A 14,142-nucleotide genomic window follows, 5' to 3' on the forward strand; every position below is an offset into this window, starting at 1 on the left:
GAGAGGCCATATCGGGCCAAGCTCCGCTTCGCACAGTATCGCTAAACCAAATCCGCCTAACATAACTTATGTAGGGCTTAGCAAAATCCCCACCCCCATTTCTACCTTAGCTTTACGCATAATGCGAAAATCAATCCCTCATCCGCACTTAAACACTATCGTAAGGTGCCAGCCCATTACTCCGAATCATCGACTGAATAATGCGAATGTACTCTTCGCCGCGCTCAGAGTAGGCGTGTAAGCCATTGGCAAGCCGCAGCCCGGAGGGCTTTCGGCCTAGCCGCCTATCCTCCGCGCGAATCGCCCAAAGTCGCCGGTACGCAAGCTGGGTGTTGAGCGTTTGGATGTAGGCGCGCACCGACTCGCGCGGACTCGCATAGGCCGCCACGCGAAAGGCCGCGCCCCGGGCTCGCCGCTTCGGCACAAGCCCACTCCCATCGGTGCTGCGAAGCCCAAAAAAGTTATTCCCCTGCCGCGCAAACCGTGAGGTCCCCCATGCAGACTCATTTGCCGCCTGTGCGAGCACGAGTGAGGCCGGAATCACATCAACCCGCAGCAACACGTCATCGACAAAACGCAAATTCAGCTCCTCCCGCTTCTCCGGCCTATCAAGGCCATACGCCTCGGCAAGCCGTCGCAACCACCGCGCCTCGCGCCCTCGCACATGGGCAACCTTCCCTTTTTTCTCGGTGCGCTTTTCGGCCAAAACCAATTTCCGCCGAATCCGCAATAGTCGCCCGCGGTCTTTTAAAATCTCGGCGTTAGCCTCCTGAGCGAGCGGCAGAAAATAGCCAAAGAAAGCCTCCTTACGCTCAGCAACCGCCTCGTAACGCGCAAAATCCGGCAACACGGGTTCTCGACTCGGGCACCCACGAAAAAGAAGGCCCGTAACCAAAACTCCGGCGAGCGTCGCGATTAACCTAAACTTCCGAGTCGCGAGCATACCGCAGGCTCCAATTGCCTAAAACTATTCCCGAATCCGCTTGAGGTGCAGAAAGATCCGCCCCTCCGCGTGATATTCGATATAGTTCGCACTGGTCTGCACTCGGTCCGTCCACGTATTAATCGCGCGGCCTGCATTCTCTTGAGCGACCAGCACCTCTTCACCGGTAAACCATTTGCGGTACTGCGCGCCCTCCGCCTGCGAGATTTTTAGCGTGAGCTGCGTGTCCGTCTTGTCCGGTTGAAACATAATAAACACGTCGCCCGTTTCCTCGTTCACGCGCACACCTTGGAGCATCTGCGCATCGAAACGAATCGCCTCGTAATAGCCGAAAACCGGATTCGCATACTCGCCAGACTCGCCGCCTGCTTCGGGCTCTTGCTCTTGGGCAAACACGAGGGGCAGAGCCCCCAGTAAAACGAAAACCAAGGGGAGAAATCGGGGCGTCATGATAGGCGGAGACTAGCGGCGCGCTCACGGCGCGCAAGCCCTGTGACGCATCGCCTATATCAGACACGCCCCCTCCGCGCTGCGCGCGTTGGCCCGCACCAACTCACGGCGCAACCAGTCGAGCGCCGCGTTTACCGCGCGCGTCTTAATCGTCCGCCGTGGCCCCGGGTAACTCAGCTTCCTGGCCCACACGCCATCCGGCGCGTGCAGCCCCACAAAAATCGTGCCCACCTCGTTGCCCCGCTCGTTTGCACACGGAGCGCCCGAAAACGCCGTAATCGACAACGCGTAGTCCGCCCCCAAGCGCTCCGCCACGCCCGTCGCCAGCGCGACCGCGCACTCGGCACTCACTGCGCCATGCTGCGAGATCAGGCACTCGGGGCAGTCGAGCAGCGTCACCTTTGCCTCGTTGGAGTTGCACACCAGCGCGCCTAAAAAGCACTTCGCCACGCCGCAAATCTCGCCAAACTCGCTCGTCAGCAGCCCGCCCGTGCCCGCCTCCGCCACCGCCAGCGTCTTGTCGCCCGCCCGCAGTAAGTCGACGCAGACCTTGGCTAGCGAAGCCTCTCCATAGCACATAAAATCTTCGCCCAAGAGCCCCTCGCACTGCGCCGCAATCGCCTGCAACTGCTCACTCGTCAGCAGCCCGCTCGGCGAGCTTAGCCGACAATCCACCTGCCCCGCATGCGCACAAAATGCCACGCTCAATGGCCCGTCCTCGCCAGCCCCCCCATGCGCATCAAAAACCGGCTGGAGCCGCGCCTCTAGCTCCGACTCGCCAATGCCCGCCGTACGCAGTTGCACATACGCTTCGCCACTCAGCAAAAAGCCCCGCTCGGCCAGCCTAGGCAGCACCTGCTCAGTAAACATCGGCTGCAACTCGTTGGGCGGCCCCGGCAGCATGCACAGCACTTTGCCCGCCTCCTCAAACCACAGCCCGGGAGCCGTCCCGTGCGCATTGGGCAAAAAGTCTCCGCCCTCAAGCCGATACGCCTGCTTCAGATTATTGGGCGGCAGCGTTTTTAGCCCAAACCGGTTAAACCGCTCCATAATCGCAGCCTCAATAATCGGCTCAAAAACCAGTGACTGCCCCAGCACCTCAGCAATCACCTCGCGCGTGCGATCGTCGCAAGTCGGCCCGAGCCCGCCGCTCGTAATCACCACATCCGCCCCCGCCCAACTCTCGCGAAACTGCCGCTCAATCGCGCCCGCCTCGTCCGTGATCGTGACATTGCGCGCGAGCTGCACCCCGCGCCGCCCAAGCTGCCCCCCAATAAACGTCAGGTGGCTATTCGCCGTCAGCCCCAGCAGTAACTCGTCGCCGAGCGTGATTAACTCGAAGCGACGCGGCTTGATGGCTTTCGGGGTGGGACTAGGTTCGGGAGTGGACATAGGTGCTAAGTGCTGCGGGAAGGACCGCTGAGGCTAAACAGCCCTTGGCAAAATGCCAGCCGCTCGGCTAGCAAAACCTACTTTCTCTCGACGAGGGTCTGTTCCCGCTTCAAACGTGGTCGCGACGGAGGCAGATTTTGCGTGCAGCAAGGCGCGAGAAGCGAAGTTTGCTCATGCAAATGAGCGACGAGTAACGCAGCGGCGAGCGTGCGCAGCACACGTGAGTGGCGAGCCGCGAGCCAAATGCCTTGCGTTTGAAACGCGAACAGACCCCAAGAATAATCACGTATTCGCCAAGCCGCTACGCGCCCTATGCCGCCTGAACGCACAGCCCTCTCTCCCCCCGACGGGCTGCCAACGAGCAGCCCACTGGAAACAAAGGGCTACGCCCTAAAGGAGAAAGTCCGCGCGCTGCCCGACCGCCCCGGCGTTTACCTCATGAAAGACCGGCTCGGCACCATCCTCTACGTCGGCAAAGCCAAGAGCCTTAAAAAACGCGTCTCCTCGTACTTCCAGCGCGGGCGCGCCCGCAGCATCGAGCAACCCAAAATCCGCTCGCTGATCCCACTCATCCACGACTTCGACATTATCGAAGTCCGCAGCGAGCCCGAAGCCCTCCTCCTCGAAGGCCGCCTCATCAAACAGTGGAAACCCCGCTACAACACCGACTTTACCGACGACAAACGCTTCCTCCTCGTCCGCGTCGATCTCTCCCAACCGCTCCCCCGCTTCGCCCTCACTCGGCTCCGCAAAGACAAACACTCCCGCTACTTCGGCCCCTTCCCACACTCCGGCCCGCTACGCACCACCCTCGCGCAAATGCGCCGCCAGTTCGGCATCCTCCTCGCCGACGCCACCCCCACTCTACTTCCCGACGGACGCTACCAGCTCTACGACGACGTCCGCCAAGAAATCTACGGACACGAAAACCTCGTCACCCCCGCCGCCTATCGTGCCCGGGTCGATGCCGCCTGTGCCTTCCTCGAAGGCAAGTCCCGCGAAACCCTAAAAACCCTCCGCGAGCAAATGCAGGCCGCCGCCGAGTCACTCGAGTTTGAAAAAGCGGCCCAGCTCCGCGACCTCATCACCGCCCTCGACGCCACCCTCGAACGCTCCCGCCGCTTCGAGCGCCACACCCCAGCTCAGCTCCTCGACCCTGCCAACGCCAGCACCCCCCACAGCCACGGAAGCGCCAAGGCCAGCGCACTCGCCGCCACCGCAGCACTCGCCGCGCTCGCCCGCGCCCTCGACCTGCCCGCGCCCCCCGAGCACATGGAGTGCTTCGACATCTCGCACATCTCCGGCACGCTCGTCGTCGCCTCGATGGTGCACTTCACTCATGGCCGACCCGACACCGACCGATACCGCCGCTACCGAATCAAAAGCTTCATCGGCAACGACGATTTCCGTGCGATGGAAGAAGTCGTCGCCCGCCGCTACCACCGCCTCGCTAACGAAGGTCGCCCCCTCCCCGACCTCATCGTAATCGACGGCGGGCGCGGCCAAATCGGCGCCGCGCTCAAAGCCTTTGCCGCAATCGAGGTAAAGCCACCCGCCCTCATCGGCCTCGCCAAAAAACACGAAACCATCCTCTTCGCCGACGCCCGCGCCCCCCTCAACCTCTCGCTAAACGACCCTGCGCTCAACCTCCTCCAACGCCTCCGCGACGAAGCCCACCGCTTCGCCAACACCTACAACGCCGACCTGCGCTCGCGAAAAATCCGCGAGTCCCTGCTCGACGACATCCCCGGCCTAGGCGCGAAACGAAAAGCCCAACTCCTTGCCCATTTCGGCTCCATCGACCGGCTCCGCGCCGCCTCGCCTACCGCCCTCGCCACCCTCCCCGGCATCGGCCCCAAACTCGCCGAAAAGATCCACCAAACGCTGCGCCCGGCTTTCCCCTCCCCAGCTACGCCGTGAAAACGCCAAAGCCTACGAATCGCCACCTCTGGCTCCTCGACCCACTCGCCGACGAGCCCACACTCATCGTCCGCAGTATGTTCGTTGGCCAAGCCGTCTACCTCGACGGCCGCATGGTCCTGTACCTCGCCGACCGCGCTGAGCCATGGCGCGGCGTCTGCGTGCCGATGGAGCGCGACCAGCACCCCGCCCTCATCGCCGAACTGCCAGCCCTCGCCCCACACCCCGAACTCCCCAAATGGCTCTATCTGCCCGAATCCGCCGACACTTTTGAACGCGACGCGGAGTGGCTCGTCAGCCGCATCCAAGCGCGAGACTCCAGGATTGGAATCACCCCCACTCCGAAAAAACCGAAACGACACAATCCATTGGAACAAAATGCGGGGCTGTGACTCTCTGCCTCCGCCCAACAAACACCCCATTTACCATGATAAAGCACCTCCTCCTCGTCCCCACGCTTCTACTGGCCGCTACAGGGCTCCCCGCTCTCGCCGCTGCCGCCGCCACTCAGCTAAACACCACCATCAGCGCAGTCACCGTTTACAACGACCGCGCCATTGTCACCCGCACCGCCCGCGCCGAAGTCCAAGCCGGCCTCAACGAACTGCACATTGAGGGCCTCCCCGCGAGCCTCATCGACGACTCACTCCAGGCCGCCGCCACCGGCACCGCTGATGCCACACTCCTCGACATCACGGCCCGCCAAACCTTCGTCGCCACCACGCCCGACCCACGCCGCGCCGCAATCGAAGATGCCCTCACCAGCCTCCGCGAAGAAGAACGCAGCCTCAACGACCGCGCCGCCCTCCTCAAAAGCCACCGCGACCTCCTCGACCGACTCCAAAACAGTGCCGTGACGATCACTGGGGGCGAGCGCGCCGAACGCCCCAAACTCGACGAAGTCGAAGCCACCCTCGCCTACGGCCAAGCCGAGATCGCTAAGCTCAACACCCAACTCCAAGCCCTCGACCGCGAACTCGCCCAACTCCAAGCCCAAATCACCGCCCACCAAAACCAACTCGACGAACTGCCCGCGCTGCCCAGCCGCCGTAGCGTCAAGACCGCCACCCTGCGCATCCAAGCCGCCCAGCCCGGGGACCTCGACATCGAACTGCGCTACACCACGCCCCAAGCCAGTTGGCGGCCCGCCTACGACGCCCACGTTTCCACCACCGAATCCCGCGTCCAACTCGGCTACTTCGCCCAAGTCCGCCAGACCACCGGCGAAGACTGGGAAAACGTCGCCCTCACCCTCTCCACCGCCCGCCCCTCGCTCGGCGGCCACGCTCCCGAGCTTTCCCCCTGGCACCTGGACCTCGTACCCGATGCCGCCAACGAGGAAAACGCCCCACTCGTGCGCCTCCAAAACCGTAAGGCTCTGGGCTTCGGAGCCGCACCCGCACCCCGACTCGCTGCCGCCCAATCCTCGGGCGAACGCATGACCTTCGACCTCGTCGCCGCCGACTACGCCGAAGCGGCCCTCGATCCCAGCTCCACCGTTGCCACCTTCACAATCGCCACCCCCGCCACGCTTCACAGCGACAACTCCCCGCAGAAAATCCCCGTCACCACCCTCGACCTCGACGCCGAGATTACCTACCGCGCCACCCCCAAGCTGCGCAGCATCGCCTACCGCGACGCCCATATTTCCAACACGAGCGACTTCCCCCTCCTGCCCGGCCAAATGAACGTCTTCGTCGACCGCACTTTCATCGCCACAAGCCGCCTCACCCACACCAGCCCCGGCGAAAAGTTCAACCTCGCACTCGGAGCCGACGAAGCCCTCGCCATCACCCATAAACAAGTCCGCCGCTTCACCGAACAAGTCGGCCTCATGACCAAGAGCACCCGCACGAGCTACGAATACTTGACCACCGTCACCAATAACAAACCCGGCCCCCTCCGCCTCATCCTCGCCGACCAAGTCCCCGTCTCGCGCAACGATAAAATCACCGTAAAAATCCAAGCGCCCGCCGCCCGCGAAGCCCGCCCGGACGCCGAAGGCAAACTCGAATGGACACTCGACCTCGCCCCCGGCGAAACCCGCGAAGTCCCCCTCAACTTCACAGTTGAACACGCGGTCGGCCTCGCAATCGACGGCCTAGAGTAAGCGCCTGTACCCACACCTGCACATAAGCCGGTCGAATGACCGTACACGCTGAAAAGGAAAAGGGGCCACTCGGCCCCTTTTTCCTTTTGCCCCCGAAGCTGCGCCCACTCTACTCGGCCCCTTCCCATGCCTACTACCGTATCCTCTATTACCGCGCGCGAGATCATCGACTCTCGCGGAAACCCGACCGTCGAGGTCGATGTCACGCTTGCCGACGGCAGCCTAGGCCGCGCCGCCGTCCCCTCCGGGGCCTCCACCGGTGAGCACGAAGCCCTCGAACTACGCGACGGCTCGGTAAAAGGGGCCAAGCCCGCCGCCAAAGCCCGCTACCTCGGCAAAGGTGTGCAAACCGCCGTCGCCAACATTAAGAACACAATCGCCCCCGAACTGATCGGCTACGACGCGACCGACCAAGTCGGCATCGACCGCGCCATGCTCGCACTCGACGGCACCGCCACCAAGTCGAAGCTCGGGGCCAACGCCATCCTCGGCGTCTCGCTCGCCACCGCACACGCCGCCGCCGCCGCGCTCGGGCAGCCGCTCTACAAATACCTCGGCGGGCCCAACGCCAAAGTCCTCCCCGTGCCCATGATGAACATCATGAACGGCGGCGCACACAGCGACGCGCCCATTGACTTCCAGGAGTTCATGATCCGGCCCGTGAATTTCGACACCTTCGCGGATGCGCTACGCGCCGGAGCCGAAGTCTTCCACCACCTCAAAAAAGTCCTCCACGACAAGGGGCTCTCGACCGCCGTCGGCGATGAGGGCGGCTTCGCGCCCAAGCTCGCCTCCGCCACCGCCGCGCTCGACGCGATCGCCGCCGCCGTCAAGGCCGCCGGCTACAAACTCGGCAAAGACATCATGCTCGCCCTGGATGTGGCCTCCTCCGAGTTCTACGACGCGAAGACCAAACGCTACATCTTCAAAAAATCCGATGGCCGCATCCTCACTGGCGAAGAACTCGTCGCCTACTACCAAGAGCTCGTCGCTAAGTACCCTATCGACTCGATTGAGGACGGTTGCGCCGAGAACGACTGGCCGACTTGGAAAAAACTCACCGACGCCATTGGCGACAAAGTGCAACTTGTAGGCGACGACCTCTTCGTGACCAACGTCGAGTTCCTGCGCAAAGGCATCGAGACCGGCACCGCCAACTCGATCCTCGTGAAGGTCAACCAAATCGGCTCGCTCACCGAGACGCTCGACGCCGTGGAGCTCGCGCACAAAAACCGCTACACTGCCGTCATCTCGCACCGCTCGGGCGAGACCGAAGACACCACGATCGCCGACATCGCCGTGGCGACCAACGCCGGACAAATCAAAACTGGCTCGGCCTCCCGCAGCGACCGCGTCGCCAAGTACAACCAGCTCCTACGCATCGAGGAAGAGCTCGGCTCCACCGCCATCTACGCCGGCAGGCTGTGACGGCGTTTATCTGACCCCAGCCCGCGCTGGGGCTCTGCCTAAGTCGGTGAGCGCTTCCGCTCTTGCGGGCCGCACCAAGGTGCGGCCCGCCTAAGTCTCAACCCCTTTTTCTTGACGCGGTGCGCCCTAGCCCCGCGTCTTTTTTTGTTCATTCACCAGGGTGCGGCGGCTTGGGCTTTCCCGCTCAATCGCTGCGCTACCCAACCGTTAACCGCTTCGTTGTCTGTCCGAAGTTTTCCCAACGACAGGTATACTCATCATGGCATGGATCTACCTAGTTATTGCTGGAATTCTGGAAGTCGTCTGGGCGCTGGGCATGAAGCAGACAGAAGGCTTTACCCGCCTATGGCCGAGCGTCTTCACGCTCGGGTTCATGGCCGTGAGCTTTTACCTACTCGCACTCGCCATGCGCGACCTGCCCGCAGGCACGGCCTACGCGGTGTGGACGGGGATCGGCGCAGTCGGCACCGTCATCCTCGGCATTCTCTGGCTGGGCGAACCACGCGACGCCGCACGACTCATCTGCGTGAGCCTCATCCTCTGTGGCGTCATCGGCCTCAAAGTCTTCAGCAAAGCGGCCTAGAGTCGTAGCCGTCGATTTCCCTAACGAACTTTTCCCAAAAGGCGCGGTCTTCCGCGCCTTCCTTTTTCCTTGGCGCGGCCGCACAGGCTGCGGTGCTCTTTCTTCCCTTCCTAGCCTACTTATCCCCCTATCATGCTTACTGGTCCCACTTGGTCTGAAAAACTGCGCAGCGAAATTGCCAAAACCGTCATCGGCCAAGACGCCGTCGTAGAGCGGCTCCTAGTCGCACTCCTTGCAGGCGGCCACGTCCTGCTCGAAGGCATGCCCGGGCTCGCGAAAACGCTCCTCGTCAAATCGCTCGGCACCGCGCTCGGCGTGCAGTTTGAGCGGATCCAGTTCACCCCCGACCTGCTCCCCAGCGACGTCGTCGGCACGATGATTTTCCAGCCCAAGACGGGCGAGTTCAGCGCACACCACGGACCCATCTTTGCAAACCTCGTCCTCGCCGACGAAATCAACCGCGCCCCCGCCAAAGTCCAAAGTGCGCTCCTCGAAGCCATGCAAGAACGGCAAGTCACCATCGGCGGCAGCACCCACCCGCTGCCCCGCCCGTTCTTCGTCATGGCGACGCAAAATCCGGTCGAGCAAGAAGGCACCTACCCGCTGCCCGAAGCGCAGACCGACCGCTTCTTGCTAAAACTCTTGGTCGATTACCCGAGCGCCGATGAAGAAGCCGCGATGATGGAGCGCTGGGGCCAAGTCGCTCGCCAGCCGGAGTTGTGCGCCGTCTCCTCCGGCGAAGAGCTCCTCGCGCTGCGTCCGCAAGTCGACGCCGTGCACGTCTCCCCCGCCGTGCGCAGCTACATCCTCAGCCTCGTCCGCGCCACCCGCGCACTCGCCGGACATGGGGACGGAGACGTAAACGAAGCCGCCGCCACTGGACGGGCCGCCAACGAGCGACCCGCAAATAAAGAGGGGCCGCGCCCCTTGGAGTTTGGCGCCTCGCCGCGCGCCTCGCTCGCGCTCTATCAAGCGGGCAAGGCACTCGCCTGCTTGCGCGGCCAAGACTACCTCACGCCTGCGCTCGTCCAGGAAATCGCGCCCGAAGTGCTTCGCCATCGCATCGGGCTGACCTACGAAGCCGAGGCCGAGGACATCACCGCCGACACGCTCATTGCCCAAGTCATCGAGCGCAGCCCCGTCCCCACGGAGCTTTGAGCTCCAGCTCGCAACAGCGATGCTCGATATAAAAAAAGGAAGCCCGATTGGCGTACTAAGGCGCCTAGAGTGGCGCGTCCGGCACGCGGTCGAAAACGTATTGAGCGGCGAATACCGATCGGCTTTTCGCGGACGCGGCATGGAGTTTGACCAAGTCGTGCGCTACGAATTCGGCGACGATGTGCGCGACATCGATTGGAACGTTACTGCCCGACTCGGCGAGCCCTACCGCAAAAAGTTCGTCGAGGAACGCGAGCTCACACTGCTCGTTCTCTTTGAAGACACGCCTAGCCTCAATTTTGGCTCCGGCGCACAAACCAAGCGCGAAGCCCTCCTCGAACTCGCCGGACTCCTCATGCTGCTCGGCGCGGTCAACCGCGATCGCGTCGGCTTCATCCACACCGCACCCGATGGGCACGGCGGCGAGGCGCACACCTTTCGCCCGCCGGTGCGCGGGCGCGGCGCGATCCTCCACCACGCCGCCCAGCTCCTCTCAATCCCGCCGCCAGCGATGACAAGTCCTGCCGAAACGAAAGCGGAGACGGCAAGGCAACGACTCACTACAATAATAAAAGGGTCTGCGACTCCTAGGCACAGTATCGTGGTTTGGCTCGGCGACTTCGCGCCCCGCGCCCAACCGGAAGGCTGGCCCGCCCTGTGCCGCCGCTACCAAATGATGGGCTTCCGCGTGGACGACCCTTGGGAACGCCAATTCCCCACCGATGCCGCATTCGGCAGCTTGGTAGACGGCCCGCTCGCGGCCTACGACCCGCTCGCAGGCCGGCTTGTCACCCTAGAAAACTCGGCAGCGGCGCGCGCCGCACATGCGACTTGGGTTCGCCAACGCGAAGACGCTTGGGCCGCACTCTTCCCCATCGCGCACAACCGGCTCGTCCTCTCCACAGAAGACGACCGGCTCGACGCCCTCGTGCGCTTTTTCCAAAAACGAATGCAGCTCGCCCGGTAACAGTGCGTATGGAAACTTTCCCTACAACGCTCTTCGGACACCTGGCCGAACTGCTCTCCCCCCTATTGCTGGGCGCAGCATCGGGCAGCGGAGCGGGCGGCATGGGCGGGGCGGGAGGAGCGGGAGGGTTCCGGTTTGCCGAGCCGCTCTGGTTTCTCGCATTGGGGCTCTTGCCGCTGATTTTTTGGCTCCGCGGGCGACGCAGCGTTTCGGTGTTAATCGTCCCCTTCTCAGCAGCGTGGGCGGCACCGTCACTTACCCCGGCCTCGCGCTGGCCCGCCGCACTCGGCACCCTCGGACTCGTGCTGCTCGTCACCGCGCTGGCCCGCCCGCAACGCGTGCAAGACCGCCACGAGGTCGATGCACGCGGCTACGACATCATGCTCGCGATTGACCTCTCCGGCTCAATGTTGGCCGAGGACTACGAGGCGCGCGGCGCGCGCATCAACCGGCTCCAAGCCATCAAGCCCGTCATCCAAGCCTTCATCAACGAGCGTACGAGCGACCGCATCGGCATCGTCGTTTTCGCGGGCCGCGCCTACACGATGGCCCCGCTGACTTTTGACCACGACTGGCTGGCCAGACAGACCGCCCGGCTCAAAATCGGCCTCATCGAAGACGGCACCGCAATTGGCGACGGGCTCGGCATCGCGCTCACCCGGCTCGAACAAGTCGCCCGACAAAGCTCAAGCGGCCAGCGCGAAGGGGCCTTTGTTATCCTGCTGACCGACGGCGCGAATAATCGCGGTGCACTCAGCCCCGAGCAGGCGGCGCAAATCGCCGAAAAACGCGGCATCCCGGTTTACACCATTGGTGCGGGCCGCAGCGGGCTCGTCCCGATGCCCGTTCTCGACGCCCAAGGCAACAAGGTCGGGATGCGCCAAGTCCTCTCCGACCTCGACGAAACCTCACTTCGCCAAATCGCAAAAATGACCGGTGGCCGCTACTTCCGCGCCGACGATAACCGCGCGATTCGCGCCGCGTTTACCCAAGTCGACCAAGCCCAAAAAATCGCGTTTCAAGCTCAGAGCTACCTACTCACCCGCGAACTCTTCCACTGGCCCGCCGCACCCGGCCTCGCCGCGCTCCTCCTCGCCGGACTCCTCTCACGGCGGCGAGCAAACTCATTGTGATGAACGCCTACTCAAAACTCCGACGACGCCCCGACGGCGGCGTCGCCAAATAGGACAGCCTGCGACTGCTGTGCAATTTTACGCTCCCCAACTCCTTTGGCTCATCCTCATCCCCGCTGCGCTACTCCTCTGGGAACTAGGCAGGCGGGCGCGCGCGGCAGCTCGCGCGCACCCAAAAATCCTCTCCGCCGAAGCCCGCGCAAACACAGTGCGCCTAACTGCTCTCGCCGCGCGTGAGCCAACGCGCGCACGGCCAATAAAACGCGGCGGCCGCCCCCTCCTCTGGATCGGCCTCGCACTCGGCATCGTCGCGCTCGCCCGGCCGCAATACGGCGAGCGTGAAGTGTCCGTCTTTGAGCAATCGCGCGAAGTGCTAATCGCGCTCGACCTCTCGCGCTCGATGCTCGCCGAAGACGTCAAACCCAGCCGACTCGCCCGCGCGAAACTCCTCATCACCGGACTCTTTGAGCGACTCGCAGGCGAGCGCGTCGGCCTCATCGTGTTTTCCGGCACCGCCTTTTTGCAAAGCCCGCTCAGCAGCGACTACGAAATCCTCCGCGAGTTTCTCCCCTCGCTCGGCCCCGACACACTCCCCGAAGGCGGCACAAACTATCGTGCGCTCCTCGACACCGCGCTCGACGCCTTCAGCGACAGCCCCGCCACCGACCGCTTCCTCATCATCCTAAGCGACGGCGAAGCCACCGACGACACTTGGGCGCACACACTCGATGCGCTAAAAAAACGCGGCATCCGCACAATCGCGCTCGGCATCGGCTCGCCCGCCGGAGCGATGATTCCCGACGGGGGGGGAGGGGCGGGAGAGGCGGGAGGCTTCGTCAAAGACGAGCGCGGCGCGGTCGTTCTCTCTAGGCTCGAGCCTGCGACTCTGCGTGCACTCGCCACCGAAACCCGTGGGCTCTACCGCGACGCCAGCACCTGGCTCGACCTCGCCGCCCTCATCACCGAAACCGTCGAGCAAGGCGCCCAAGGCCAATTCACCGACACACGCACTCAGCGCCTAATCGACCGTTACCAGTGGGCACTCGCGCCCGCACTCGGCCTGTTGCTCTTGAGCTTTCTCCTCGAATTCCCCGTCCGCCCACGCCCACGCTCGCTCACGCTTCAACCCGCAAAAAACGCCGCTTCGCTGCTCCTCCTCGCGGCGCTGATTTTGGGCAACACGGCCATTGACGCGCGAGCCCAGTCCGTAGGCGACCTACGGGAGCAACTCGCGCACGACGAAAACGCGGCGGCGGCCCCCAGCTCTGCGCTGGGCAAAATCGTCACTCGGCTCGCCGACAGCCCTACACCGCCCACCGGACGCAACTGGGCCGAGCTCGCCCGTGAGACCATCACTTGGGGCCAAAAACTCCAGACCGAGCAGCACCCCGTGCCGCCCGGCCCCGTGCACGACGCACTCCACGCCGTCACACTCGGCGAAGCCCTCGATCCGAAAACGGCAGATTGGCCGCAATTGCGCAGCGAGCTCGAGGCCCTACTCCAAACTCAAGAGCAGCAAGACCCCGAAAAACCCGAAGACCAAAGCCAACAAAACCCCGAGCAAAACAAAACCGGCGACTCGCAAAACTCGCAGGGCGGCGACCAAGAGCAAAACCAAGACGGCTCACAAGACGGGGAGAACCGCAAAAGTAATTCCGACAACTCGGAGTCCCAGAACAGCGGCGACCCGCAAACTGACGACTCGGAGCAAAGCGGCCAAAACGACGGCCAGCAAAGCCAAGGGCCCCAGTCGGAATCACTTGGCGACATGAGCGAAGACGCGCCCAAGCCCGAAGCGGAAAACGAAGCGCGCGACCGTAATGAAGACGCGCAACAAAACGGGGCTGCGACCGCGCCACCACACAAGGGCCCGACCCAACAAGTCGGCGGCGCACAAGCCCAAAGCCCAACCACCGAAGCCAAGGACCCAGCCCTCGCCGCCGCGCTCCAAAAACTCGAACAAATCAAAGGCAGCGACTCCCCCGCTCAACTCTTCCAACTGATGGACAACACCCCGCGCGACGAGTCCGCCAACGCCTCTAAGAAAAATTGGTAGCC

12 protein-coding genes are annotated in these 14,142 nt (G+C 63.4%); 9 read left to right on the plus strand and 3 right to left on the minus strand.

Annotated features, from left to right (window positions below; translation table 11 throughout):
- Positions 1-148: 148 nt before the first annotated feature.
- From AXK12_RS04875 to AXK12_RS04885, 3 genes are all read right to left on the minus strand, one after another.
- Positions 149-850, minus strand: coding sequence for a glucosaminidase domain-containing protein (locus AXK12_RS04875; RefSeq protein WP_197456995.1), 702 nt, complete (start codon positions 848-850; stop codon positions 149-151).
- A 117-nt stretch (positions 851-967) separates the two neighbouring features.
- A complete protein-coding gene (locus AXK12_RS04880; RefSeq protein WP_068712040.1) occupies positions 968-1,393 on the minus strand; it encodes a hypothetical protein in 426 nt (141 codons plus the stop codon).
- Between the two features lie 54 nt (positions 1,394-1,447).
- Positions 1,448-2,785: a CinA family nicotinamide mononucleotide deamidase-related protein gene (locus AXK12_RS04885; protein ID WP_068712043.1), complete on the minus strand. Its 1,338-nt coding sequence runs from the start codon at positions 2,783-2,785 to the stop codon at positions 1,448-1,450.
- A 312-nt stretch (positions 2,786-3,097) separates the two neighbouring features.
- Between AXK12_RS04885 and AXK12_RS04890 the strand changes: the two genes are divergently transcribed.
- The 9 genes from AXK12_RS04890 (at position 3,098) to AXK12_RS04930 (ending at position 14,140) form a co-directional block, all read left to right on the plus strand.
- Positions 3,098-4,705 (plus strand): excinuclease ABC subunit UvrC, encoded by a 1,608-nt coding sequence (locus AXK12_RS04890; protein ID WP_082782660.1) that lies wholly within the window; start codon positions 3,098-3,100, stop codon positions 4,703-4,705.
- Positions 4,702-5,097, plus strand: coding sequence for a hypothetical protein (locus AXK12_RS04895; RefSeq protein WP_068712044.1), 396 nt, complete (start codon positions 4,702-4,704; stop codon positions 5,095-5,097). Before AXK12_RS04890 ends, AXK12_RS04895 begins: the two co-directional genes overlap by 4 nt.
- Before the next feature lie 35 nt (positions 5,098-5,132).
- Positions 5,133-6,815 (plus strand): mucoidy inhibitor MuiA family protein, encoded by a 1,683-nt coding sequence (locus tag AXK12_RS04900; protein WP_068712045.1) that lies wholly within the window; start codon positions 5,133-5,135, stop codon positions 6,813-6,815.
- Between the two features lie 126 nt (positions 6,816-6,941).
- Positions 6,942-8,243, plus strand: a complete 1,302-nt coding sequence (gene eno / locus AXK12_RS04905) for a phosphopyruvate hydratase (RefSeq protein WP_068712046.1) — start codon at positions 6,942-6,944, stop codon at positions 8,241-8,243.
- A gap of 259 nt (positions 8,244-8,502) precedes the next feature.
- Positions 8,503-8,826, plus strand: coding sequence for a quaternary ammonium compound efflux SMR transporter SugE (gene sugE / locus AXK12_RS04910; protein WP_068712048.1), 324 nt, complete (start codon positions 8,503-8,505; stop codon positions 8,824-8,826).
- Positions 8,827-8,958: 132 nt separating this feature from the next.
- A complete protein-coding gene (locus AXK12_RS04915; RefSeq protein ID WP_068712050.1) occupies positions 8,959-9,984 on the plus strand; it encodes an AAA family ATPase in 1,026 nt (341 codons plus the stop codon).
- 19 nt (positions 9,985-10,003) lie between these two features.
- Positions 10,004-10,951 (plus strand): DUF58 domain-containing protein, encoded by a 948-nt coding sequence (locus AXK12_RS04920; RefSeq protein ID WP_068712054.1) that lies wholly within the window; start codon positions 10,004-10,006, stop codon positions 10,949-10,951.
- Between the two features lie 8 nt (positions 10,952-10,959).
- Positions 10,960-12,084, plus strand: a complete 1,125-nt coding sequence (locus AXK12_RS04925) for a VWA domain-containing protein (RefSeq protein WP_231863548.1) — start codon at positions 10,960-10,962, stop codon at positions 12,082-12,084.
- A gap of 70 nt (positions 12,085-12,154) precedes the next feature.
- Positions 12,155-14,140, plus strand: a complete 1,986-nt coding sequence (locus tag AXK12_RS04930) for a VWA domain-containing protein (protein WP_068712056.1) — start codon at positions 12,155-12,157, stop codon at positions 14,138-14,140.
- Positions 14,141-14,142: the final 2 nt, after the last annotated feature.

It is taken from the genome of Cephaloticoccus capnophilus (genome assembly GCF_001580045.1).
GTDB lineage: Bacteria > Verrucomicrobiota > Verrucomicrobiia > Opitutales > Opitutaceae > Cephaloticoccus > Cephaloticoccus capnophilus.